Consider the following 25,827-nt stretch of genomic DNA (forward strand, 5'->3'; position numbering starts at 1 on the left):
AGCCGCACGCTTTTCATAGCCAAAGGTTAGTCCTCTGCGCCATGATGTTCGAGATACTCAAAAAACGAAAAATCAGCGTGTTTTCTCTGTCCGGACAGATCCTGGCAACACAATCCGTAGAATGCGCCGGTAAAACAGGGTTTAAAAATACCACTGCTCACCTCGACATAATCATCGGAGAGAATACTGCCATCCAATACCGATCCCACCGGCTGCCAGTCGCCCTCACTCAGCGCGTAGTAAAACTGCAGCTCCGCACCATTGAAGTCCGCCCTCAAGTAGACCTGATCGGCACCGGTAATATCAATCGGCTGGTCCAGGGCATCACTGACGCGCCCGGAATCACAGCAAGTAATATTCAGAAACTTGCGCACCGACTCACCCTTGGCCCGGCGACCAAAATCGTCGCCCGTAATGTGCAGGTAATAGTAGTGAGACGTGTTGTAGTAACACACTAAACCTGCCATCTGCTGAAAGGTTTCCGGTTCAAACTCCACACAGGTAGACGCTTCCGTCGCGTGATTTTGTACCCGCCGAGCCACCAGGCTTTGCTCAAAGCAGGAACTGAGCGAATCACGCCCCACTACGCGCAAATACCCCTTGCGTTGCGTCTGGCTCACCCAGTCTGAAGAAAATGGCACACGCAACGACTGGAAGTTGAGATCGATCTCATCGCTGTCAAAGTCCGTGCGTTGCTTCGGTGCATCAAATGGGTGATCCGGTAAATCCGGCGCCTCAACAACCCGGCGGGCGGCCCTGCCGCCACAGGCCAGGTACAACCAGTCATCCTCACGCCACTCTACCCGTTCAATGGCGGTTTCACGGCCGGTAATGCAGCGCCCGCGCTCGGTCAGCGGTCGTCCGGTTAAGAAGGTTGCATACCAATCGCCGTTCTGAACCTGTACCAGATCACCGTGGCCGGTTTTCTGAAGATAGGCCTCGGGGTTGTACTTTGAGGTAATAAAGGGATTCTCGGGATGCACATCATAAGGCCCGGTAATGGACCGGGAACGCGCCAATGTCATACAGTGCTCGTAGCCGGTACCACCCTCGGCCGTCATTAGATAGTAGTAACCGTTGCGCTTATAAAGATGTGGCCCCTCAGTGCGCCCGTGCTCTGTGCCTTCAAATAGATAATGGACTTCTCCGACCAGCTTTTGCTGTTCCTTGTCGTACTCCTGCATCACAATACCGCCAAAAAAACGGCCCTTGCGGTGATCCATAAGCATATTCAGCAGCCAACAGCGACTATCGTCATCATGGAATAATGAACCGTCAAAACCACTGGAATTCATGTAGATCGGCTCAGACCACTCTCCGAGAATATCATTGGTGGTTACCAGGTAATTGGGCATATCTTTCCAATCGCCCTTAAAGCTTCTTACATTGGTATACAGGAGGTAGAAAGTGCCGTCGTTGTAGGTCAAACAGGGCGCCCAGACACCGCAGGAATCGGGCACGCCCCTCATATCCAATTGGCTGACCCGATTCAGTGGTCGTCCTACCAACTGCCAATTGCGCAGATCCCGTGAATGATGAATCTGATAACCGGGAAACCATTCAAAGGTCGAGGTGACGATATAATAGTCGTCACCAACCCGGCAGATACTCGGGTCGGGATTAAACCCCTTGATGATGGGATTGGTAATGTACTTGGTCATTTGCCTTTATCTCTATTGTGCATTTAAAAACATGGGCCGACGAACATAGCTGGCCCAATAGGCTTCAAGGGTGGCGTTATCCTGGAGACGTGAATTGGAGCGGGCAAAAAAGCCGCCGCAATTGTGATCCTGTTGATCATCCCACATGGGGGCGTAGGTTTTGTCCGACCAGTTTTCGTTGATGTAGGCAAAGCCACCGATCACATCCCGGTGCTTTTCCAGGTAGGCAAAAAAACTGTCTATCCACTGTTTGCCCAACGCCGTATTTTTGGCAAGATCAATCTGCCGCTGGCAATCACCGGTGTGAGGCGCGACCTCCCCCAGAAACACCGGCAAGTTTTTACGCCGTGCAAACGCCAGCTCATTGGCCCCCACCGTGTCTGAATCCAGGGCAAAGTAGGAATACCCCACCCAGTCCACATAGCGCTCGCTAGTGGCGTCGGGTTCGGGAAAGTAACGCTGCAAAGTCTCTTCGCTGGCATAACCAAACGAGTGCCAGACAAACTCCACATTGCTGACGCCAGCGCGATTGAGAAACCGGTGGATGTATTTGTAGGCCGCGATAAACTGATTCGGGTCATAGCCATTCCAACTGCCATCAAACTCGTAACCAACCCGCAGCAATACACGGTGACTACGGTATTCGGTGAGCCAGTCCGCCAGTTCCCGCAATTGGGAATCCATTTCACCACGAACCATTTTTTGCGTGTTGCAGTCTGGCCTGGCGCTGCAGAGGGAGCCATCGTCATAGCGTGGCCCGGCCAGATACATGCCTATGTTGATGATCGCATTACTGAATTCGGGTCGAGCCAGGTTACAGGCCACACATTGTTCACCGCTGCCCCAGTTGGTGGCCGTTTTGAGCCCATCATTGCCCCGATAGATGGCGGGATAGTCCGGCGCCAACGCCAAGTAGGGCGTGCCAACATCATAGGAAATATAATCTGAAAAACCCGCCGGACGCGGAAGCGCCGGTGACTGGTAATAATCCAGTGTGGCACGAACACTCTGGCCGGCCAGCACCAATATGGAGTCCCTGGTGTGACCAGAAACAGGATCATCCGCTACTGACACGGGTGGCGCGACTGCCAGCAACGCTATGAGTGCCACCAGAATAGTTCTGATCCCATCGGGGTTGCACCATTTAGACATAAGGCTCTCCGATTTATTGGCCACACCGCGAGACACAATGAAAACCTGCCCTTATTGTGTTGGAGATTGATTCCACAAACTTCCATTACAATGTAAACGTTTACATTTAAACGGTCAACACCTATCCAAAAGATCGATACGAACGAGAAGAAACGGCCTGATTGCTATAAATCCTCTCAAATTGGGGTAAACTAGGCTGAAAACGTTAACAGCGACTAGGCACTCATGATGCCGTGGTCGACTGTAAACCCTCATTTAGGAACAGCTGTTTTATGGTTTCCATTAAGGACGTGGCCAAAATTGCCGGAGTTTCCATCGCCACTGTCTCGCGATATCTCAATTCTCCGGACCAGGTACGGGAAAACACCCGTAACAAGGTGGAAAAGGCCATCAAGGACACCGGCTATGCCCCCAACACCTTGGCCCGCAATTTTCGCCGTGGCAAAACCCATATGATCGTGGTGGTGGTGCCTTCCATTGGTATTCCGTTTTTTGAAGCGGTGATGGAAGGTATCTGGCATGTGGCCGAAGAACAGGACTACAGCATTCTGGTTCGCGACACGCGCTACAACACCGTCGACTTCGATGAGTTCAGCAAAATGATCTTCTCCAAAGAGGCGGACGGCATCATCCTGCTCAGCACTTTGTCACCCTTTACCTATGACGAACAGGTCCTTTCCGGTCGCAAGCACCCGCCGATTGTGCTCAGTTGCGAAAGCGTTACCTCTGAAATGAGTCAATTCCCCAGTGTTCGTATCGACAATGAGGCCGCCGCCAGGGAGGCCACGCAATACCTGATCTCCCTTGGCCATAAAAAGATCGCCTTTATGAAAGGCCGTTCTGATTCCACTCTCACCCAGGGGCGCGAGCAGGGGTACCGGCGGGCCATGAGTGATGCCAAATTACCTATTGAACCGGATTGGCTGCTGGAAGGACAGATGTCCCTGGAGGGTGCCCGTCGCAGCACTCGCAAACTGTTACACCAAAGCGATCGGCCCACGGCCGTGTTTTGCGCCAATGATGAAATGGCCATGGCCGCTATACACGAAATAAAAACGGCGGGATTGAAAGTCCCGGACGACATTTCCATTATCGGCTTTGACGACATTCGTTTTTCAGAAGTCATGGACCCACCATTGACGACAGTTGCCCAACCGGCGGAGGAGATCGGCGAACGTACCATGTACCGTCTGTGCCGCGCCATAGAGGGCAAGGAAATAGGTCAGGCCACCGAAACGGTGCCACACAAGCTGGTGGTGCGCCGCTCGACAGCCCCCCCACCCGGTTAAAAACAGGTCCGCCATATAACTCTTCGCAATCGTACTCGCGTTGCCCTATACCTAAGCCTTGTCTAGGCTTAGAGGGAGCATCCACGAATTGAGTACTGAGCCATGCAATCCCAACCACAGCTCAACACCCCCGCTGAAGCCCACCTGCACGAACTGAAGCTGAATCAGATTCTTGAAAAGAAGCTCGAAGCGGCCTCCACGCGATTACTGGAAAGCGGTGCATACAGTCTGCATGTGGACTTGGAAACCATATGCAGAGATTTCAGCGCCAGCGAACCTTTTGAGCTGATGCTGATCGAATTGAACTATAGGGATTTTCATCTCACCTGCGGTGAAATGGGCGGCACTCCCAGTGACCCCCAGGCCAGAGACGCCAGCGCGCCAATTCGTGACCAGGAGCACCACTATGGTGTTATTCGGTGTCGGTGGATTGCCGATAATGAGCACGAAATCCTGTTGAGCAGTTTGCAGGTATCCATTGCCAACCTGATTGCAGCCACGGCCAAGCGCATTGAGCTGGAACAGAAGCTGGAACGATTAACTCGCGAGGATACCCTGACCCGGTTAAATAACCGCGGACAGTTTATACGGCTTTGTGACAGCGAAGTGGAGAGAGGATTGCGCTATGGTCACAATGCGGCGTTATTGATGATGGACATTGATAATTTCAAACTGATCAACGACCACTATGGCCATGACATGGGGGACCGGGTACTACAGGAGCTGGGGCGCATTTTGATTGAAACGGTACGGCCCAGCGATCTTCTGGGCCGCCTGGGCGGCGAAGAGTTTGCACTGTTCCTGCCAGAGACCAGTTTGAGCGCTGCGATGGAAACTGCCGAACGTATCCGTCAATTGGTTGAGGACAGCCCGATAGCTGTTGAGGATAAACTGCTGTCCATTACACTCAGTCTCGGAGTCTGCCCGCTCGACCACAGCGCGGAAGACCCTATGCAACAGGCGTTGGAAATGGCCGACCAGGGGCTCTACGACGCCAAGCAGCAGGGACGCAATCGAGTCTGCTCTGTTTGTGTTTAGGCGCCATCTGATGAGGCACTGGTTTTTGGCAGTACCATGGCCAACACCAGATAACCGGCTACACCGGACAATAACGAGCCCGCGAGAATACCCAGACGTTCATCGAACAGCAGATTTACACCACTGGCTTCAAACGCCAGAGATCCGATAAACAAACTCATCGTGAAGCCAACACCACAGAGCAGCGATACACCATAGAGACTGCGGAAGTTGAGACCGTTCGGCAACTTTACCAGCCCCAAGACCACACTCAACCAACAAAGCCCGAAGATTCCAATCTGTTTGCCCACCAGCAAACCCAGAGCAATCCCCACCGGTACCGGGTGCAGAAAACTGTCAAAACTGACACCTACCATCTGCACTCCGGCATTGGCAAAAGCAAACACAGGAAGAATACCAAAGGCCACTACGCCATGCAGGTCGTGCTCAAGCTCTTTGAGCGGTGACTCGCTGGAACCTGCTGCCGGTTTTATGGGGATAAACAGGGCCAGAATCACACCCGCCAATGTCGCGTGCACGCCTGACTTCAGCACCGCCACCCACATCACCATGCCAACAAACAAATAGGGCGAAAACGAAGTCACGTGGCGCTTATTCATAACCGCCAATACCGCAATACAGCCGGCAGCCACAATCAGCGCCGACGTGGACAGATCACTGGTGTAAAACAAAGCGATGATAACAATCGCCCCGATGTCATCAAAAATCGCCAGGGACACCAGGAAAATTTTCAAGGCGAGCGGAACTCGCGAGCCCAGCAGTGCCAGAATGCCCAACGAAAAAGCGATATCCGTGGCCGCCGGAATGGCCCAGCCATTCATGGCTGTGGCGTCACCCTGATTAAAATAGGCGTAAATCAGTGCAGGAGCGACCATACCTCCGACCGCACCAACGCCTGGCAGCACTATGGCGCTGAGGTTGGACAACTCCCCTTCCAACAACTCCCGTTTAAGCTCCAGCCCGATCAAAAAGAAAAACACCGCCATCAAACCGTCATTGATCCACAACAACAGCGGTTTGGCAATTTCAAAGGCACCGATGCGCACTGCGACCGGCATTTCGATCAGGGCGTCATAGAAGATATGCAGCGGTGTGTTTGCCGCCACCATCGCCAGGACCGCCGCAATCATCAATAAGATGCCACTGGCGGATTCCGTATTCATAAACTTCTTAAATTCATCAAACATGAGTTAGTAGGCGCTCACACATTATACATTGCCCCCTATTCGGGCTCGACAGCTTTACACAAAGTCTACACGAAACAAAAGCAATATCGGATTAATGATGGGCTATTATTTGGGCGGATATCGGCGGCTTGTAGGATATATCTCACACTCAAAAAGGATTTTTGCGACTATCGCCGCCGGCAGCATTGCGAGAGAATACACCCATACAAGGAAGTAAACAGGAACGATGCTCCGGGATCGGGCATCACATGACCAGGGAGGTCACAGGGACACCAGATTAATGAGACGGCAATCACAGGGACATGGCTAGGGATTGGCTATAGCGGTCAGGGAATGGGATACAATTGATCGTCTCGTGAGGGACCACAGGCGGGCTGAACCGAAAGGTTTAGCCCGCTTTACTTTTCAGCACTGATAAAAATTGGTGCGTTTCTGCCGCGCCAGATTGTCCGTATTAAGTCTCCTGATTCTGCCCTAGTGTCGTGAGTCTGAAGTTCGTTGAATTAATTTCAAAGCCAAAAATTAGAGAACAAGGCGGCTGGACGCAGGCGTAGTGGTGCTACGTCAAGTTCAGCCAACGCCGTTATCTGATTTTTGGCGAAGAAATTTTTCAACGAACTTCGGATTCACGACACGAGGAAGTGCTGTTGCAATTGTTGCATCGCCTCGTCAAATCTTGTTGTGGGTGTAAACCCAAGTTTCAAGCGTGCTTTATCCGTGCAGAATTCATTAGCCCCTCCCATCAACCGCAAGGATTGCCGGGTTAACAATGGGCGCTCTTTTTGTTTCCGCACGCGACCAATAAATTCCAGTATTGGCGCCCCCAAGCGAGCCACAGCATTGGGTATCGAGCGCGGTGGCGGTGTACCCGCAACACTTGCCAATCTTTGCAGATAGGTTTTCCAGCTAACACCTTGTCCATCAGCCGCAATAAAAATATCCCCTGCATCGGCACGATCACAGGCCAGAAGCAGGGATACCAGGTTGTCGACATGGCAGAGTCCTGCGTCCCACTCACCACTTCCCAGCAAACAGGGTTTACGCTCGCGAAGCATCTCCACCATTAGATTTACCCAAGGCCCACTGCCGACGCCGTAAACATTTCCCGGGCGAACAATAACGCCTTTTAATCCGCTCGCCCGAACGGCTTCGAGGGTAATACGCTCTTGCTCCTGCTTGCAGATCTCGTAGGGAGAAGTGGCTCGACCCAATGGCGTGATCTCATTCACCCCGCCTTTGGCAAGCGCATCACCATAAGCGCAAACACTGGTGGTCACGACAAAACGCGCTTGCCAGAGCAATGCCAGCTCAATGGCTTCTCTGGTGCCGCCAACCGTGATATCCACATGGGTTTGCTGCGCACCCCAATCACTGACCACCGCTGCCAGATGATAAATCACATCTCTCGGAGCGAGGCATTTCGCCAGAGAAACCAGTTCTCTGACATCGCCGCTAATGATGTCGACACGATCTTCCCACTCATCGGGAATGGGCTCGTCCGGCAACATCAGCGCCGTTACTGAATGATTGTGCTGCAGGAGCGCACGCACTAAATGTCGACCGATAAAACCACCGGCGCCTGTGATCAAAGCCGAATCCGGCTTACGCTCATTACTGGACATAATCAGCTTATTCGCCGAAGACGATGACATTGTCACAGTTGCTGCCCTGTGCTTGGCACAGTGCGCGATAGAGCTTCAGAACGGTACGTGCATCGAGAACACTGGTCACGTCTCCATCGTCGTTGATATTGACGTTACTGCCGAAGATGGCAAACCAGACCACGGCGTCCTCTTTCGCATCGTCGGCAACCGTCAGTGTATGCACAGAGTGTGCAGGTTCGAACAGATAGGAGCCGGCCTTATTCACCTTGCCCGGGTATTCCTTGTAGAACCACTCGCCCGATTGAGTGACCGCAAACACCGGCCCCGTGTGATAGTGAGTATCAATACCAAAGCCGGGCTTGAATCGATTTCGTACTACCCATAGATTCTGGTTCAAATCCACATGCAGAAGCTGCAGGGTGGAACCATCAGGTAGCGGTACCTGTGGCAACTCCTCATCGTGGATCAGAATTGCCTCGCGGGAGTCCTCGCGATTAATGACTCCGCCAGACATCATCTCGGCCAGCATTTCCAGAACGGGGGTTTTATTCTCGGCATTCATAGTTGTGGGTTCCTGCAGTGAGGGCTGAAAGTGAAGACAGGGGCAGTCTATGAAAGCAGAGCCTCCTAAACTTGATATTTTACGAACATAAATTGATACTTTACGAACAATGTCAGTAGATAGGAAGCCCACCATGTACCTGATTAGAAGTGGCGCCATTGAAGGATTTTGGGCACTGATCAGCAGCCTCGGAGAAAACCCTCATCCATTGCTGGAATGGGCTGGCATCAGTGCCGCGCAGTTGCGCCAGCCCGACGCTTTGGTCTCCTATACCCGTCTCGCGGACTTACTGGATTACAGTGCGGGCATCTGCCGGGAGCCCCTGCTGGGGCTGCGCCTCGCTGCAACGCAGAATCCCCTGGTGATTGGCGAATTGGCGCTTTCCAGTGGCCAGCAGGCGACACTGGAGGAATCCCTTCACTATTCCAACCAGCATCTTCATCTGCACGCACATGGTGTGCATATAGCCCATCATAAGACCGGCGAACGTGTACAGATACACCTCCAGTTCGACTTCAGCAATAGCGAGGGTCTGTGCCAACTGCGCCAGATGAGCTGTGGCCACCTGTACATCACCACCGAAGCGATGCTGGATCGCCGGAACGCCGGATCCCCGGATCGGCAACTGCACATGCACCTGCGGCAAGCTCAACCGCACTCATCCTGGCAGCCTGAGAAGCGCTTTGGCAGCATCCACTACGACGCGGAGTTTGACGGTATCTCGCTGCCGGCCCAGTGGCTGGGGCGAAGGCCCAATGCCGACACCATCAGCCTTCGACACCACTTTGAACAAAGGGTCGAGCTGCTGGAACAGCGTTACCCGGACAACCTTCAGGCCCAGATCAGCTACATCATTGGTAACTTGCTGGGCAGCGGTGAATGCAGTCTCGAACGGGTCGCCAATGCCCTCAATATGCATCCCAGAGTGTTGCAGAAGAGGCTCGCACGGCAACAGCTCACCTTTCGAAACATACTGCGCGAGAGCCGTCAGCGACTGGCTGAACAACATCTGCGCTACAGTCATATCAGCGTCACCGAACTGGCTCTGCAACTGGGGTACGCGGAGGTTGCCGTGTTCAGCCGCAACTTCCGTCAGTGGACCGGCCAGTCACCCCGCCAATGGCGTCTGCAGTATCAGAAGGGCGCTGCCGCGCCATCTCCTGAGTGAGCCAAATGGCAATTCGATTGTCACTTTTGGATATTGTCTGAAGCCGATACATAGATAAGACTCCGATTGAGTTTTATTACAAAAGTGGCACCCTTCTATGGCGGCATTGCAGTATACCGAACACCAACCGCCGGAACAGACGCAGCTGGTTGAGCTTAAACCCGGTATTTACTGGGCACGCATGCCGTTGCCGTTTCCGCCCAATCACATCAACGTATACCTTCTCGAAGGCGACGACGGCTGGACGGTGATAGACACGGGCATGAATCTGGCGGAGGCCAGGGAACGCTGGTTGGGGATTTTCGATCGGTATCTCGGCAACAAACCGGTTACCGCTGTAGTCGTCACCCACATGCATTTCGATCATTGCGGGCTCAGTACGTTTTTGACCGATCATTGGCGGGCACCCTTGTGGATGAGCCGGAGTGAATATTTGGCGGCCCGCAGCGGTCGCCCGGAAAATAGAGCCGGCAGTTGGCAGCTTCAGCAACACTACCAGCGGGCCGGTATGGACGAACAATACCTTCAGCGTGTGGCGGAGAAATTCGAATCATTTGAAAAAGTGCACGAACCTGTACCACTGAGTTTTGAAAGGTTGCATGAAGGTCAGGCGCTTCGGTTTGGGGCGGATGAATGGCGTGTGATGATGGGCCTTGGTCATTCTCCCGAACATGTGTGTCTCTATAGCGAAAATAGCAGCGTGTTGATTTCCGGCGACCACATATTGCCGCGCATTTCTCCCAACATCAGTGTATCGGCGGAGTGCCCTGGCGCCGACCCGCTCGCAGACTATCTGGATAGCCTGCTGCCATTTGCGGAGCTGCCGGAAGACACTTTGGTGCTGCCCTCCCACGGGCTGCCGTTCCAGCAATTACATCTGCGCATCGAGCAGCTACGGGAAGATCACCAGGGCAATCTCGATAAGCTGTTGAGCTTGTGCCAAAACGAACGCAGCTTGAAGCAGATCATACCCGGCATCTTTACCCGTAAACTGTCACCTGTGGAGTATCACCTTGCCATGGGCGAATCTTTGGCTCTGGTTAATCGCCTGTGGCATTTGGGTCTGCTGCAACGGCGACTCGATGATCGAGGTGTGTTCCTATACAAAACCGGTTAATGCGCTAGGCTGATAAGAAAAGGAACCAGGGCCCATGCTCCTGCTGTTAAAACGAACTCTGCTCATCTTGGCCCTGTTGCTGATACTGGCCCTGGCAGCCCTGGCGGGTTACATTGCCTTTGGACCGGTCTCCAGCACAGCTATTCTGCACGTGCTACTGGGCTCAGGCATTGAATCTCCGGACCAATCCACCATACGCCAGCGCCTCAAATTGCCTTCGGGATTCAGCCTGGGTGTCTATGCCCGAGGCCTGAAGAATGTTCGCTTTATGGAATTTTCCGAGACTGGTGATCTGGTGGTAACTCAGCCGCGCCAGGGACGTGTTGTGCTGCTGCAACGGGATAATAATAGCGATGGGCAGCATGACGGTGAACAGGTTCTACTGGATCAATTGCGTCGCCCCCATGGTTTGGAGTTTTATCAGGGCTGGTTGTATATCGCCGAGTCACACGCTGTTGGGCGGGTCCGTTTCAATCACACCAAGGGCACTCTCGAAGGCCCCTATGAACATATCATTACCGGCTTGACCGACGACGGCAATCACTGGAGCAAGTCGATCCGCATTGGCGATGACCATCTGTATGTGAGCATGGGCTCAACCTGCAACGTTTGTGAAGAAGACGATCCCCGTCGCGCCACCATTATGCGCTTCAACGCCGACGGCAGTAACGGCACTATTTATGCCACCGGCCTGCGCAACAGTGTGGGGCTGGATTTTGCCCCCTGGGATGGCAGCCTCTACGCCACCGACAACGGGCGCGACTTGTTGGGCGACGACTACCCGGTCTGTGAGTTGAACAAGATTGAGGAAGGGCAGTTTTACGGCTGGCCCTACATCAACGCCTTTGGCGATCTGGATCCGGATTTCAGCCAGGGCCATGAACACCGGCTAGAATCAGCGCGTTCGCCGGTGTTTGGTTTTGCCGCCCATAATGCACCGCTGGGTATGCGTTTTGTCCGTAATTCCCAGCTGCCCGAACATTTCCACCGCAGCGCCCTGGTTGCTCTTCACGGTTCCTGGAACCGCAGCCAGCCGGATGGCTACCGTGTGGTCTCCCTGCACTGGCAGGAGGACGGCAGTATTACCCAACAGGACTTCCTCAGCGGATTCGAACTCGACGGCCATGTGATCGGCCGGCCAGTTGACATCGCAGAAGGTCGGGATGGCTGTTTCTATATTTCAGACGATTACGCCGGTAGCATCTATCGCGCATGTTACGGCATTGAACAGAATCTGGATGACAGCGACCAACAACCGCGAATTGACCCACTCTGGCAGGGGCTGGATAAACAGCAACGGCAACAGCTGGTCAATGCAGGTAGGATACTCTACGAAAATCAGGGCTGCGCCGCCTGTCACCGTCTTCAGGGCCGGGGAGCACCCAGTGGCAAAGCACTGGAACAACTGCATCAGCGTTACGGTCTGGCAGAATTGCAGGAATACTTTCTGACACCGAATCCACCCATGCCCCAATACGCCTTGCCGCAAGCTCAGCGCCAACAGCTGGCCGCTTATTTATTGCAGGCCACCCGTTAGTGTCCGGAGCCTGAAATCATTCAACCCGGTTCGGATTCAGGACACTACGGCAGATATTGGTCAGCATTTTCCAGGTATCGCCGTGCCTCCTGTCGAAAATCTGCAACAGCCTTGACCACTTTGTTCAGGCAAAGCTCTGCTTCGCTCGGCTCGCCCTGCAAAACGTCTTCGCCTTCATCGCGAACCAGAGCTTCCAGTTGCGCACTGTATTCACTGACAACTTCAGCGCCGATATTGGCAGCAGCCCCTTTGAGTCCATGGGCTTGAAAACGCAGATTGTTGACCTCGCCCTCTTTGAGGGCGTGCTTCATTTGCGCCAGGATGTCGTCCAGACGTTGTGAAAAGGATTGAGTCAGCGTCTGCGCACGATCGCGCCGATTGCGAACCCGTTTTTCCAGAGCGCTACTGTCAAAGACCTTGATTACCCTGTCGCTATGTCCTCCAAGGCCAGTCCGTTGTTTCGGCGTCTCTTTGACATTAATCACGTCGAGGAAGCGGCTCAATACCGCCGCGAGTTCCTGCTCTGAGACAGGCTTGGACAGATATTCGTTCATGCCTGCCAGCGTCACCTGGCTGCGGGTCTCTTTGATGACGTCGGCAGTCAAGGCAATGATGGGCACCTCTGCATGACCATGGCGCTGTTCATATCGGCGAATTTCGCCGGCAGCCTGAAGTCCGTCCATATCCGGCATATGCAGATCCATCAGTACCAGGTCGATATTTTCTCCGGAAGACTCCGTAAACGCTTGCACGGCCTCTCGACCATTGGCAGCACTAATAACCTCCAGGCCCAGGCCCCTCAGCATTTCGGTGGCAATATCGCGGTTAAACTCAACGTCCTCCACCAGCAGTACCCGCCCTTTCAACAGGTACTCACGCTCCAGGAATGCATTTTCTGATGCAATTGCGTCGCAGTACGTCTTCAACGAATCCACATCTTCAGCCAGGTTTAACAGTTGTCGCAGCTGATCGCTTTTGAGCCATGCCGGCAACACCAAGCGATAACCCTCAGCTTGGTTGTCGGTGATCAGTTGAATGCTTGACTGATGGCTATCGATGGCGATAACGGCCTTACTGCCGACACTTAAGCCGAATGCAGGTTCGAGGGCGATAACCGGTAAGGCTCCGGAGGCTGCAGTAACCCTTTGCACACGAAAGCCCCAGTAGCGCAGACGCTGCAACCAGATATCCGATCCGCCGAGCACCTCAAATTCTCCGCTTCCTTCGTTCCACCCCACATCCACATGGCTTTTCAGCAGGGGTAGCCGCACGCTAAAACGGCTGCCCTGGTCAGGCTGGCTGCTGACCTCGATAGTCCCCCCCATCAGTTCTGCCAGCCGCTTGCAGATCGACAATCCCAGGCCGGTGCCACCGTAACGACGATTGATGGAGCTGTCTGCTTGAACGAAAGGGTCAAACAAGTGCTTTTGCCCCTCTTCGGAAATACCGATGCCGGTATCATGCACCTCCAAAATCAGCTGTCGTGACTCTCTGTACAGACAACGAAGGGTGACGAACCCCTCCTCGGTGAATTTAATGGCATTGGACAGCAGGTTAAGGACAATTTGTTTGATACGTACCTCATCGCCGCGCCAGATTCCTTCGCAGACTGGGTCAAAATCCCAGACCAGCCGCAAGGGTTTACCCTGCAGTCGCAGACTGAACAAACTCAACTGATCGATCAATAGCTGTTCCAGGTCGAACTCGACTTCGTCCAACATCAACTCATCGGCTTCAATCTTGGAAAAGTCCAGAATATCGTTAATCAGATCCAACAAGGTTGCACCCGAGTTTTGGATCAGTGCCAGGGTATCACGCTGGCGCCCGGACAGCTCAGACTTACCTAGCAGGCCAGCGCCACCCAGGACAGCATTGAGCGGCGTGCGGATCTCATGGCTCATTGACGCCAGAAACAGACTCTTGGCTTTATTGGCCGAATCCGCCTGCTCGGCCAGGTTTTCCGCGGTGCGCTTCTGCTCCAACAGATGTCGATTAAGTTGTTCCGTTTGCTGTTGGGCCTGAATCACTTCCCTGGTGCGTTTTTCAATCGCCTGTTCCAGCATTTCATTCTGCAGTGCCAGATTGCCGGCGTTAAGCCGAATATTCTTGACCAGGTAATAACCCAACAGTAGAGCCAATAAAACCATGATGCCCACCACCCAGAGAACGGTATTGCGCCAACGATTGATCTGCTGCTGCTGTTGGTAATAACTTTGCAGCAATCCCCCCTGAAGATACGCCTCATAGGTGATGGTACGATTAATCAGAAAATCAAATTCACCGGCCAGCGACTGCACTTCCTGATTGATTGCTCCGCGGGCTCCTTGCGCTCCCTCAAGCACGCCCGCAAACAGCAAACGACGCTTCTTCTCCAGCAGTTTTTCCGCGTTGGTCAATAATGCGGACAGACGTTCGGCGAAATCACGGTTGCCGCGTCGTGACAACCACTGGGGATCGAGGTATAAGCGATCGAGCTGCGCCCGATACTCGATGACCCGATCAATATAGTTTTTTATGGTTTCATTGGTATCAGCATCCACTCTGGCGTTAAGCAAACGCACCATGCCGGCCGCACCCACATTGAGATTACCAATCAACGCCGGCAGCAGTTCAGTGACCTGAGTGGCGACAATTCTCGGGGTGGCGTCCTCTCCAGCCTGAAAACGCGAGACCCGGCCTATTGCAGCAATCAGCTGCAAAAACTCTTCGTTCAGCATTCGCAACTGTTCCAGCTGATAGGCTGAACCGCTGACGTGCTGCCGGCGAACACCCTCTTCCAGACGCTGCCAGGACCATAATTGTTCGGGGTAGTATTGCTCGACCCCCTGCCTGGAGCGGCTAAGCAGTTGCTCCAGATCACTGGGTAGGGTGTCTGATCGTCGGGGTGCATAAATGGTGTCGATACCTGCCGGCATGGTGTACTGGAGACTGCGCCGAACCATCTGAGCCTGTACGCGGCTGATCGAGATCATCAGCTCCATGCCCCGGACTTTGCCTTGAATTTCCCGCTGATCGGAAGACAGCTCCCCCATATACAGGTAGACTAACCCCATCAAAGGCAAGATCAACACCAGCGCCGTAATCACCAGGCGATAGCCAACTCGCCCGGAACGGAATGCCTGTTCTGCCGCAATAGGGTGGTACTCAAGTTCGTCCGACATGCTCAAATATTATTTTCGCTGTAACAAGCGCATTGTTATTCTGTTATCTTTGACTTTGACGTTTTTTCGCCAGACCTTGGGGATGGAGAACATCATATGGGGCTAGCCATAATATAGCCGTTTGCAATAACGAATACCTTATCCTGCCAGCCACATTTGAAAAGAAGCCATCTTACCTTGAAGTTAAACCAATACCGTCGATCAACACAAGCGAATCAAGGGCCGGCTCCAGGAAAGCCGGGGTAGACGCTGCAGTTATGAACGCATCCTTGCGGGAATGGCCGGTTATAAAATGGACAGCCCTGTGGCTCAGCGGCTGGATTGCCGTGGCCGCCAATGTCTGTGCGAGACCACTGCCCACGGAATTGACATCAGCGCTGTTGCTGAAAGCAGTGGAACTGGAAACCAGGCTTGGTGCAAAAGATGCCTTGACGATATTGGTACTGGGTAACCGGGAGCTGTTCTCTGCGTTACGGGCCAGGCGCCGGGACGTGATAGGTACAGGCAATCTCCAGGAGATCCTCCGAGACGAGCTACCCACCAAAGTCAAACCGGATGTCATATTTATCGGCCGACATACCGACCTGACCGCCATTCTTGAGTACGCTCAGCGCCATCAAATATTAACAGTCTCCGATAACATTGCGCTTGCAAGTCGCGGTGTGGCAATGATTCTTTACGACGACGACGGCCTGCCCGGCATCCTCTTGAACATTACCGTTTCCAAACAGCGGGGACTGGTGTGGAAACCGGAAATCCTGGAATTTGTCGAGCCGATCTACTGAACAGTCCTACCCGATAGCCGGTTCATGCGGCGCGTGTCGGCAGACGATACTGAATCTCGCGTGACTGGTCTTTCAGATTAAAACTACGGGCAATCTCGGCGCAGGCGTTGTAATACATATTGCCACCCATGCTGCGCATGCGTGACTTCTGCTCTTCCAGCCAATCGCTTTCAAATGCCAGTTCCACCTCATTGAAGGTGCTGTAAAAGCTGGCTGGTTTATCGTCTTCGATTTGAAACCAGAACAGACTGCAGTCATCGACATCGAAAGCCATACCCTGGTTGTAGAGTTCTTCCGTGATATTGCGAAGTGCCGGGTCGCGCTTCTCCAACGCCCCATTAATAACGGTTGCGCCATTGTGTGAAAATCCTGCTTCCGCGTGATAGTAGGATTTCAGACGCACAGCAATATGTTTTTTCATGTAAAACTAGAATGCCACTCTTCAGAAGTACGTGCGAGATACAGGAAATACGCACGGATTACCGCTCAACATGTGCATTAAACGCTCAGGAAGCGATCCATTTAGCACTTTGCTTGAGTCGAATACAACAGCCTGCATCAAGTCAATAGGGAGAAGCCCCGACCCGATGTTGAATTGACTGAATCACATGGGAGCTGCAGAGAAAATTGCAACCGACCGGGTGCTGATGATAGCAAGTTGCTGCGGAAAGGTACAGACATGGGAGGCCCACTGCACACGCGGTGCAGTGGGGAGAAGCTATTGAGGTCAAAATCGCCAATATCAGACCAGCTCGGCCAACAAACCTTTGTCGTAGGATTTAAGCTGTTCGAAATTGCCGTCACGAACCTGATTGCTCCAATCCGGGTTGGCAATCAATGCGCGACCCACGGCAACCAGGTCAAATTCGTTGGCATCCATACGCTGTAACAAATTGTCGAGGCTGGCCGGCTCAGCACTGCGGAAATCAGCAGTTCCGTCCTCCGGCAGAAAATCCGCATTCAGCCCGACGCTGCCCACAGTGATAACAGGTTTACCGATTAACTTGCGGGTCCAGCCTGCCAGATTCAGGTCACTGCCCTCGAACTCCGGCTCCCAGAAACGGCGGGTGGAACAGTGGAAAATGTCCACACCGGCATCGCTCAGCGGCTGCAGAAACGCCTGCAATTGCTCTGGAGTTTCCACCAAACGCGCACTGTAATCCTGCTGCTTCCACTGCGACCAACGCAGAATAATCGGAAAGTCGGGACCAACGGCCGCGCGTACCGCACTGACAATTTCAAGGGCAAAGCGCGAGCGCGCCGCCAGATCGCCACCGTAACCGTCTTCGCGCTGATTGGTGCCATCCCAAAAAAACTGGTCGATCAGGTAACCGTGCGCACCGTGAATTTCAACGGCATCAAAACCAATACGCTTGGCATCAACCGCTGCCTTGGCGAATGCGGCCACCACCTCATCGATGTCTTCTTGACTCATGGCGTGACCCCGAACCTTTCCGGGCACCGCCATGCCACTGGGACTGTGGCCCGGAGTATCGCCACCGGGGTTCACGCCGGGCTTGCGAATAGCACCCACGTGCCAAAGCTGAGGCGCTATCTTGCCGCCCTCCGCGTGAACCGCATCCACCACTTTTTTCCAGCCGGCCAGGGCTTCTTCGCCGTGAAAGCTGGGTACATTGGGATAACCGTGAGCCGCCTTGTGATCAATACAGGTGCCCTCGGTAATAATCAGCCCCACACCACCGGCTGCACGACGGCGATAATATTCAATCACCTTTTCGTTGGGCACGTTACCCGGCGAGTAGGTCCGCGTCATAGGCGCCATCACCACACGGTTTGGCAGCGTCAGTTTTTTCAACTCCAGGGGTTGAAACAGGCTATCGGTATTGCTCATTAGTGACCTCCGTCTTTCATGTTGGCCCCACCCAACTAACCTACTAGTAGGATGGTTATCAGGCCAAAAAATTTTGCCCTGACAGGGGCGGTTCCGCTATTGCGAAGCCACCATTAATTGCTTCATCTGCGCCATAGCCTCATCAAACATCTCGCTGCCATGTACGCGTGAATACTGCAGTGCCGCCTTGCAGGTCAGCACAACAAGTACTGCCTGGGCCCGCACATCTCCCGGAAAGCTCAGCTCACCGTTATCCCGCCCCTGTTGCAGCAGTTCCGCCACAAACTCCAGCTCATGGTCATCCAGCCGTTTAAGCGCGGGCCGCATGGCCTCCGGCAGTGATGCGATATCAGCCTGCAGGCTGCTGAGGGGGCAAATTTTTTTCTCGCAACCGCCATAGCGCAGAGTGCCTCGCACATAGCGATCAAGCTTTTCCAGAGCGGAGCCGGCAAAAGCGCGAGACTTACTGAATTCCCGTTCATGCCAATCCTGAATGGCCTGACACAGGGCCACACCCAGATCTTCCTTTTTGGGAAAATGGTGATGGATACTGGCCTTGGTAATACCCAACTGGCGCGCCAGGTCCTGGTAGCTGAAATTTTCAAACCCACGGGTCTGCAGTAATTCCAGGGCCAGATCCACGATCTGCTGTTTGCGGTTCTTCAGTCTGACTTGCATGGCCAGCGATACTAACCTACCTCAAGGTCAGTTAGCAACTATTGTATGAGACCGGGAAGTCACCGGAATTATTGAGAATCACGCAGATTACTGATCCAAAGCGTTTGGTAGGGCGCAAGCGCCAGTACGGCGTCATCCTCCGGTAACTCTTCGCTGCCGATCAGATCCCACCACTGGTCCGTGGAAATCAGGTTGATATCGGACAACTGCAAAGACTGCTCTTGAGCACTGATGTTACTGATGCAGAAGATGCTCTGGCGACGGTCGTGGGACTGGCGCCAGAAGCCGAACAGTTTATCGCCCAGCTGCAGAGTAAATTGAGTGGCATTGGGATGAAACGCTGGCTGGCGGCGACGGATTGCCAACAGGTTTTTCAGCGCTTTAAACACCCGTGCATGGGAACTGCTCTGATTGGCCAGTTCTGACTCAAGGCTATCGTAAGACCACTGGTGACGATTGATGGACCGGTTGTGACCGGTGTGCTCCATGCGGGCGTAGTCATTGCGGGTCCCCAACAGACTGTGCACGTAAATTCCTGGAATCCCCTCCAGCCCCAACATAATGGCATGGGCGCAAACAAATCTCTGCAGACCATACCCATCAGCGCCGTCGACAGTACCTTGCAAGGCATCGAACAGGGAGATATTAATTTCATAGGGTCGGGTTTCACCACTGCCCAAGGCCCGCCAGGAAATTCGCCCCCCAAAGTCTTGCATGGTCTTCACAAGTGTATCGGTCTCTGTCTCGGTCAACAGGCCTTCAACAGGTCGTAAACCGATACCGTCGTGGGAGGCGATAAAATTAAAGTAAGTGGTGCCGTTCTGAGCCGGTGGCATGCTCATCAGCCAGAGTTTGAGATGATGGCTGCTTCCAGTCACCAGTGTATTGACCAGCAATGGCGGCAGCGAAAAATTGTAGACACAGTGTGCTTCGTTGGCATTGCCGAAATACGACAGGTTTTCCCGATTGGGGATATTGGTTTCCGTGATGATCACCGCCTCACTTTCAGCGTGCTCAATCAACAATCGCAAAAGGCGGATAATTGCATGGGTTTCGTCCAGATTGATGCAGCTGGTGCCGGCTTTTTTCCATAGAAATGCCACGGCATCCAAGCGAAAAATACGCACCCCCATATCCAGGTATTGCCGCACAATTGAGACAAATTGTTTAAGAACGGCGGGATTGGCAAAGTCTAGATCGGCCTGATCGTGACTGAAGGTGCACCAAACATGCCGTTCCCCCTTTGCAGTTTTAACGGGCCGTAACAGATCGCTGGTTCGAGGCCTGACCACATGGGAATAATCGTCCTGGGGATCGGCACAAACGAAATAGTCATGGCCCGGCCCTTCACCTTTGATAAAATTCTGAAACCAGAGACTGCGGCTGGAGCAGTGATTGATCACAAGATCACTCATCAATCGATACTGACTGGAGATTTCGAAAATATGACTCCAATCACCCAGCGCCTCGTTTACGCTGGAGAAATCGATAACCGCAAATCCGTCGTCGGAGCTGAATGGAAAAAACGGCAGGATATGCACACTGTTGATGAGGCCATCGCCGTGTTCATCCAGAAATTGTTTGAGCACCTGCAACGGCTTGGGATCAACATCCGTCCGCGCCTTCTCTTGCGGAATAAACGTATCACCATAGGTAATCAGGATAACGTCTTCCTGACTCCAGGGGTTGTGATGGGGTTCCGGACAGCTGATTTCCTGATCCAACCGCATTAGCTCGATCAGCTGCTCGGTAAGAGCCTCATAGCCAATATTCAGAGGCGTTTGGTGATAGATTAAATCCAGATGATGCACCAGTCGCGCTTTAAGGGACTGCAACTGTTGTTCATCAATCGATCGCTGATCAACTGAACCGGAGGCTGTCATTTGATACAAAACTCCTTATGGTCCGACTCTACCGCTTCGCGCAGACGCTCCAACACATCCGGCATGGCACTGATTACCCGGTTCCAACTTGGAATAAACGGAGTTTCCATCGGACGATCCAAAAATGCCTCACCCGCTTTCATGATATTCTGCGCAAACAGCTCCACCGCTTTTTCTTCCTGATGGATGTCCAGTGTCAAACCATTCATGACTGCATCGTTGTGATAGGTTTCGATAAAGTCGAGCGCAATACGGAAATAAGTCGCCTTGATAGACCGAAAAGTTTCGGTGTTAAAGGTCTTACCCTGGGTAGCCAGCTTGCGGAATAACGCCTTGGAAATATCGATGGACATTTTCGACAAGCCGCCATGTTCATTGTCATAGGACAAATCCTGATGTTTGTGATCGTACACATCCGCGATATCCACCTGGCACAAACGGTTGTTAGCGTAGTTGCGATGCATTTCTGACAACACGCCGATCTCCAGTCCCCAGTCACTGGGAATACGGATATCGTTCAAAACATCCTTGCGAAAAGAAAATTCGCCGGCCAGTGAATAACGATAGCTGTCCATATACTGCAAATATTCGAGCTCACCAAAGATCTTCTTGAGTGCACGCAATAAAGGCGTCACCAGTAACCGGCACACCCGCCCGTTGATTTTCCCATCGGCGACCCGCGCATAAAAACCCTTGCAAAACTCGTAATTGAAACGAGGGTTGGCCACCGGGTAAATCAGACGCGCCAGTAATTCACGATCATAGGTCACAATATCGCAGTCGTGCAGCGCCACAGATTCTGCCCTTCCCGATGCCAGTGTATAACCCATGCAATACCAGACATTGCGCCCTTTGCCCAATTCCTTGGGTGCCAGATTGAGTGCCTGCAATTCGGCGTCCAGCGCTTTTAACCGAGGGCCGTCATTCCACAGCACGCGATGGTCCTGGGGCAGCTTGGAGAAAAATTCCAGGGCATATCGATACTGTTCCTCTGTTGCGCGATCCAGGCCGATCACAATTTCCGAGAGATAATCGGCATCGACCAGATGATCGACGATATTGGGAAGAGCCTCCCCCTCCAGCTCAGAAAACAGCGATGGTAAAATAAGGGACATGGGACGAGACTTGCTGAAACCGCGCAAATCGTCCTCCAAATCCGCCAGAGGCCGTTTCGACAAATTGTGAAGGGTGGTCACGATTCCGTTCTGATAAAAGTCTGCCAAGGTCTGCTCCTTTAATCCGTAATCAATTTATTGAGAAATACCTAAGTGTCTTAACCAATGTTCGACGCCCTCGCTCCAGCCTTCGGGACCGCACTTGTGCGAAACCACGCTATTGCCAGCGCCTCGCAAGACCGGAGGTTCCTGCACGGGAGAGCGAACCACAACCGCGTAATCGGCGGCTTCCAGCATCGCCACGTCATTGTGGCTGTCTCCCGCCGCGATGGAGACCACGGGCATGTCGGGCTCACGTTGGCGCCACTGCTCGGTTAACCAACGCAGTGCCTGTCCTTTATCGGATTCGCCGGCCAGGTGCACAAACCGCCCGCCTCGTAGAACCCGAGCGCCACGAGAGCCAAACCACTCGCTGAATGCGGTCAGCTCTTCGTCAGTGCCTAGCCATCGTAAGGGTTCACCATATTCCCGCGCGCGTGCCCTGCCCGCTTCGACAAGGTTCAATCCGGTCAGCTCCGCCACTCGTGCATCGCCCATGGCGGCAAAATGCTCGAATAGCCCGCCGAATTGCGGTTTCACCTCTTCTATTAAGGTTAGCCAATGCTGACGGGGAGGGCAGAAATCCCGCACCCAATAATCGTTTACCAGTCGCGCACCTTGCGGCGTTGCAGAAAGTTGTTCTGCAGGAATAAAGACGGCGGCCCCGTTTTCGACGATAAAGGGACTGTGATTGCCGATGTGTTTGCGCAGATGCTCTACCTCAGCCCGGGTTTTGCTGGTACAGAATACGACGGGCACCCCTGCTGCTTGCAGTCGTTCAAGCATGGGCAATGCCGGTTCGTAGCTGTAGCTATGGTGGTCAAGCAGCGTTCCGTCCAGATCTGTAAATACCATCAATTGCATTTTGTTTGCCGTCATAACACCTGTACCTTAGCTCAGCAATTAACATGCCCCTTTTGCACAATAGCAGCGGATAGGTCTCTTTGCCCGGGAGCATAGGCCTCCTTATGCACCAAACATGAGCACAGTAAAGGAGCAGCCGTCCTGTATTCGCTCTTTTTTGAGGCACTTGGATTGGTTTACACTGGCACGTCTATGGATATCGCCAATACCGTTATACTGATTTGCATTGCTTTTTTCGCCTGGCGCGGCTATCGCGCCGGCGCGTTAAAGGCCTGCGGCCAGATTCTGGCGCTGATTGCCGGTTATGCGGGGTCACTGCGATTCACAGAATCCGTTGCGCAGACGCTGGAAGCTCAAATCCAGTCACCCGCCATACGTTATCTGACCGTTGCCGTCGGGCTGTTTGTGGCCGCCAGCCTGGCCGTGAAGCTGCTTGTGTATTTGATGGCCAAACCCCTGCCAGAAGGCTTTGTCAAAGTGCCCATTGTCCGCTGGGGTGGTGCCAGCGTTGGTGCGGTAGCTGGTTTCGTGATTGCCCTGTTGGTGCTCTGGTTTTACGGGATTCTGACCGCTGCCCTGCAGCAGATGCCGTCTACCGGGATCTATGCGCAACTGCGTGAGAACAACCCTCCCCCGGACAGCGACAGTATTGGCCAGAAATTGGTGGATCGGGCATCCCACATGGTGGTCCACCAGATAGTGCAGCTCAGCGATGATACCTCGCCTTCGGGCACGGCTATGGCGCAGCTGATGACCCAACCCGCCGAAACATTGCAGACTTTCCAGCGACTTAGCCAGAGCTCTCCTCTAAAAGCCTTGTTAAGTAAGCCTGCCAATCAGCAAGTACTGCTCGGGGGCGATAAGAACGCCATTACCAACCTCCCGGACTTTCAAGCACTGCGCGAGCAGGAAGATATGCGCTCACTGTTCCCCCCTGGTCAGGTGAGCGACCAGCAACTGGCTGATGTCATGATCACCTATTTGCAGCGCGGTTTGGCATTGCGACAAGACCCCGAGTTACAGGCCCTGCTACAGGATCCCGAGGTACAGCAACAATTACAGTCGGGCAACCCTATTGGATTACTGACTCATCCAAAAACCTCTCGTTTGATGACTGCGCTACTTTCTACCGCTGAACCCTCTGCCGCAGCTTCAGAACAAGAAGCCCCCAGAGGGGAAAGATCACCGCCGCCCGCCGACGTCAGCCAAGAGGACGCTATGCCGGCATTACCTGAGCCGGCAACCCGTATCTACCGCTGGGTGGACGAAAACGGGCATACTCACTATTCCGACCAAGCGCGCCCCGACTAGGGCAATTCGACCATCTTTAATGTGACCATTTAAACGTGACCGACGCTTCCCACGCTCTGATTCCCAGCCAGGACTTGACCGAACTGCTCGGCCAGGTGCGCGACTGCTCGATTTGCGAGGCACATCTGCCCCTGGGGCCTCGCCCCGTCGTGCAGATAGACCCGAACGCACGTCTGCTGATCATCGGCCAGGCTCCGGGCACACGGGTACACAATACCGGCGTCCCCTGGAATGATCCGTCCGGTGATCGCCTGCGAAAGTGGCTTGAGATGGATCGGGAGGTCTTTTATGACCCCCGCAAAGTGGCCATCATGCCCATGGGGTTTTGCTATCCGGGCAAGGGCAAAAGTGGGGACTTGCCACCTCGAAAAGAATGCGCCCCGCAGTGGCACGATGCCCTATTGAGCCGGATGCCCAATATCGAGTTAACCCTGTTGATCGGCCAGTACGCCCAGGCCTACTACCTGAGCGCCGACGACAGCGAAAGGGCTGGCAACTACCGTACGCTTACCGAACGTGTCATGGATTGGCAGGCCTTCACCCCGAAGTTTCTGCCGCTGCCTCATCCTTCGCCACGCAACCTTCGCTGGTTCAAGAACAATCCCTGGTTTGAATCCGAGGTGGTACCCTGGTTACGGCAACAGACCCAGTCGCTGCTGGTCAAGTGAGCTTCTTTACCTCATCGATCCAGACCAACTGATTGCGACCGCCCTCCTTGGCTCTATACAGGCGCTTATCCGCCGCCTCCACCGCATCCTGCCACTCGGAAATATGGTCATCGCCACCCTTGGCATCCACTGCACTCAAACCTGCGCTGAGGGTCAACTTCCCAAAAGGACTGTGTTCGTGTGTCACCGATATTTGCTGCAGATTGCCGATAACACGTTCGACCACCATGGCACCATCTTCGATCAACGTCTCAGGCAGCAGCAGTAACAGCTCCTCGCCGCCATAACGGTAGAGCCTGTCTGAGCTGCGAATGCTGGCCTTGGTACAGCTGGCAACCTCTTGCAGGGCTTCATCTCCGGCCTGGTGACCGTAATGGTCGTTATACTTTTTAAAGAAGTCCACATCCAGCAACGCCATGCAGTAGGGGCGGTTATAGCGGCTGGCGTTGGAGTGGGTAAACTGGATATCAACTTCCATGGCCCGGCGATTGCCAATTCCCATCAGAGCATCCTGCAGAGACAGCGCCTTGAGTTCCTCATTGGCTTCGATCAATTCCTGAGTGCGTTCGCTGATTTGGCGCTCAATGATCTCCCGCTGCTGCTCTACCGCCTGGAAGTGAGCACCGGCAATATCCCCCTGGGTCAAAATGCCAATAATATTCTCCTGCGCATCCAACACGGGCAAATGGCGGATACGTCGCGCCTGAGTAATCACCAAAGCTTCATAGAGAGAGGCGTCCTGATTAATGCAGACGGGTGGCGCAGACATATAGTCCGACACGGTAAACTTGCGCGTCGGACACATCACCAGCAGCTCCGACAGAATCTTCACCATATCCCGTTCTGTAATGATTCCCACGGGGCTGCGGCCATCAACGATAACGATGCAGGATCGCCGCTTGGTATGCATCAGCTCGATGACGCGGTCCAATGAAGCATCGGGTTCAATACACAATACATCCCTGGTCATTAAGTCCCGTATCGGGAGTTGATTCATAGAGTCCTCCGTTAGGGCGTGCTTTTGCTTTTATACGCGGACACCACTTTCTAAGTGTAGAAAAAATCTTGTCCCCAAGTCGCTGACTCCCGGTCTTTT

General features: G+C 53.6%; 21 protein-coding genes. 8 read left to right on the forward strand and 13 right to left on the reverse strand.

Annotated elements, in window-relative coordinates; translation table 11 throughout:
* Nucleotides 1-26: 26 nt before the first annotated feature.
* Together HBA55_RS10160 and HBA55_RS10165 are read right to left on the reverse strand one after the other, a co-directional pair.
* Nucleotides 27-1,661 (reverse strand): glycoside hydrolase family 43 protein, encoded by a 1,635-nt coding sequence (locus HBA55_RS10160; protein WP_166990097.1) that lies wholly within the window; start codon nt 1,659-1,661, stop codon nt 27-29.
* Nucleotides 1,662-1,673: 12 nt separating this feature from the next.
* Nucleotides 1,674-2,813 carry a glycoside hydrolase family 26 protein gene (locus tag HBA55_RS10165; RefSeq protein WP_166990099.1) on the reverse strand — a complete coding sequence of 380 codons (1,140 nt, stop codon included), beginning with the start codon at nt 2,811-2,813 and terminating at the stop codon, nt 1,674-1,676.
* A 272-nt stretch (nt 2,814-3,085) separates the two neighbouring features.
* Between HBA55_RS10165 and HBA55_RS10170 the strand changes: the two genes are divergently transcribed.
* Both HBA55_RS10170 and HBA55_RS10175 read left to right on the forward strand, forming a co-directional pair.
* Nucleotides 3,086-4,102 (forward strand): LacI family DNA-binding transcriptional regulator, encoded by a 1,017-nt coding sequence (locus HBA55_RS10170; protein ID WP_166990101.1) that lies wholly within the window; start codon nt 3,086-3,088, stop codon nt 4,100-4,102.
* A gap of 102 nt (nt 4,103-4,204) precedes the next feature.
* Nucleotides 4,205-5,140 (forward strand): GGDEF domain-containing protein, encoded by a 936-nt coding sequence (locus HBA55_RS10175; RefSeq protein WP_166990103.1) that lies wholly within the window; start codon nt 4,205-4,207, stop codon nt 5,138-5,140.
* On the opposite strand, the gene nhaA is transcribed toward HBA55_RS10175, so the two are convergent.
* From nhaA to HBA55_RS10190, 3 genes are all read right to left on the reverse strand, one after another.
* Nucleotides 5,137-6,303, reverse strand: coding sequence for a Na+/H+ antiporter NhaA (nhaA, locus tag HBA55_RS10180; RefSeq protein ID WP_240945992.1), 1,167 nt, complete (start codon nt 6,301-6,303; stop codon nt 5,137-5,139). The two genes, HBA55_RS10175 and nhaA, sit on opposite strands and share 4 nt — an antisense overlap.
* Before the next feature lie 650 nt (nt 6,304-6,953).
* Entirely contained in the window at nt 6,954-7,979 is a 1,026-nt protein-coding gene (locus HBA55_RS10185; protein WP_206019703.1) for an NAD-dependent epimerase/dehydratase family protein, read from the reverse strand.
* Nucleotides 7,957-8,493: a 2,4'-dihydroxyacetophenone dioxygenase family protein gene (locus HBA55_RS10190; protein WP_166990107.1), complete on the reverse strand. Its 537-nt coding sequence runs from the start codon at nt 8,491-8,493 to the stop codon at nt 7,957-7,959. The genes HBA55_RS10185 and HBA55_RS10190 overlap by 23 nt, the downstream gene beginning before the upstream one ends.
* Before the next feature lie 133 nt (nt 8,494-8,626).
* Between HBA55_RS10190 and HBA55_RS10195 the strand changes: the two genes are divergently transcribed.
* The 3 genes from HBA55_RS10195 to HBA55_RS10205 all read left to right on the forward strand — a co-directional run bounded on the left by HBA55_RS10195 (nt 8,627) and on the right by HBA55_RS10205 (nt 12,315).
* A complete protein-coding gene (locus tag HBA55_RS10195; RefSeq protein WP_166990109.1) occupies nt 8,627-9,661 on the forward strand; it encodes a helix-turn-helix transcriptional regulator in 1,035 nt (344 codons plus the stop codon).
* A 97-nt stretch (nt 9,662-9,758) separates the two neighbouring features.
* Entirely contained in the window at nt 9,759-10,778 is a 1,020-nt protein-coding gene (locus tag HBA55_RS10200; RefSeq protein ID WP_166990111.1) for an MBL fold metallo-hydrolase, read from the forward strand.
* Between the two features lie 34 nt (nt 10,779-10,812).
* A complete protein-coding gene (locus HBA55_RS10205) occupies nt 10,813-12,315 on the forward strand; it encodes a PQQ-dependent sugar dehydrogenase (RefSeq protein WP_166990113.1) in 1,503 nt (500 codons plus the stop codon).
* 44 nt (nt 12,316-12,359) lie between these two features.
* Here the strand turns inward: HBA55_RS10205 and HBA55_RS10210 are convergent, their stop codons facing one another.
* Nucleotides 12,360-15,476: an ATP-binding protein gene (locus HBA55_RS10210; protein WP_166990115.1), complete on the reverse strand. Its 3,117-nt coding sequence runs from the start codon at nt 15,474-15,476 to the stop codon at nt 12,360-12,362.
* A 257-nt stretch (nt 15,477-15,733) separates the two neighbouring features.
* Here HBA55_RS10210 and HBA55_RS10215 point away from each other — a divergent pair, with 257 nt between their 5' ends.
* Complete coding sequence (locus tag HBA55_RS10215; protein WP_166990118.1) at nt 15,734-16,261, forward strand: YfiR family protein; 528 nt, start codon at nt 15,734-15,736, stop codon at nt 16,259-16,261.
* A 22-nt stretch (nt 16,262-16,283) separates the two neighbouring features.
* On the opposite strand, the gene HBA55_RS10220 is transcribed toward HBA55_RS10215, so the two are convergent.
* From HBA55_RS10220 to HBA55_RS10245, 6 genes are all read right to left on the reverse strand, one after another.
* Nucleotides 16,284-16,682, reverse strand: a complete 399-nt coding sequence (locus HBA55_RS10220) for a hypothetical protein (RefSeq protein ID WP_166990120.1) — start codon at nt 16,680-16,682, stop codon at nt 16,284-16,286.
* 321 nt (nt 16,683-17,003) lie between these two features.
* Nucleotides 17,004-18,113, reverse strand: a complete 1,110-nt coding sequence (locus HBA55_RS10225) for an NADH:flavin oxidoreductase (protein WP_166990122.1) — start codon at nt 18,111-18,113, stop codon at nt 17,004-17,006.
* Nucleotides 18,114-18,209: 96 nt separating this feature from the next.
* Nucleotides 18,210-18,791, reverse strand: a complete 582-nt coding sequence (locus HBA55_RS10230; RefSeq protein WP_166990124.1) for a TetR/AcrR family transcriptional regulator — start codon at nt 18,789-18,791, stop codon at nt 18,210-18,212.
* A gap of 68 nt (nt 18,792-18,859) precedes the next feature.
* Nucleotides 18,860-20,674, reverse strand: coding sequence for a sugar phosphorylase (locus HBA55_RS10235; protein WP_166990126.1), 1,815 nt, complete (start codon nt 20,672-20,674; stop codon nt 18,860-18,862).
* Nucleotides 20,671-21,897: a glycosyltransferase family protein gene (locus tag HBA55_RS10240; protein ID WP_166990128.1), complete on the reverse strand. Its 1,227-nt coding sequence runs from the start codon at nt 21,895-21,897 to the stop codon at nt 20,671-20,673. The genes HBA55_RS10235 and HBA55_RS10240 overlap by 4 nt, the downstream gene beginning before the upstream one ends.
* A 27-nt stretch (nt 21,898-21,924) precedes the next feature.
* Nucleotides 21,925-22,767, reverse strand: coding sequence for an HAD-IIB family hydrolase (locus tag HBA55_RS10245; protein WP_166990129.1), 843 nt, complete (start codon nt 22,765-22,767; stop codon nt 21,925-21,927).
* Between the two features lie 177 nt (nt 22,768-22,944).
* Here HBA55_RS10245 and HBA55_RS10250 point away from each other — a divergent pair, with 177 nt between their 5' ends.
* Entirely contained in the window at nt 22,945-24,063 is a 1,119-nt protein-coding gene (locus HBA55_RS10250; RefSeq protein ID WP_166990971.1) for a CvpA family protein, read from the forward strand.
* A 35-nt stretch (nt 24,064-24,098) separates the two neighbouring features.
* Nucleotides 24,099-24,731, forward strand: a complete 633-nt coding sequence (locus HBA55_RS10255) for a uracil-DNA glycosylase family protein (protein WP_338109390.1) — start codon at nt 24,099-24,101, stop codon at nt 24,729-24,731.
* Here the strand turns inward: HBA55_RS10255 and HBA55_RS10260 are convergent.
* Nucleotides 24,724-25,728, reverse strand: coding sequence for a diguanylate cyclase (locus HBA55_RS10260; protein ID WP_166990131.1), 1,005 nt, complete (start codon nt 25,726-25,728; stop codon nt 24,724-24,726). The genes HBA55_RS10255 and HBA55_RS10260 overlap by 8 nt on opposite strands.
* Nucleotides 25,729-25,827 lie beyond the last annotated feature (99 nt).

Origin of the sequence: Pseudomaricurvus alkylphenolicus, from assembly GCF_011683955.1 — a bacterium.
In the GTDB taxonomy this organism is placed as follows: domain Bacteria; phylum Pseudomonadota; class Gammaproteobacteria; order Pseudomonadales; family Cellvibrionaceae; genus Pseudomaricurvus; species Pseudomaricurvus alkylphenolicus.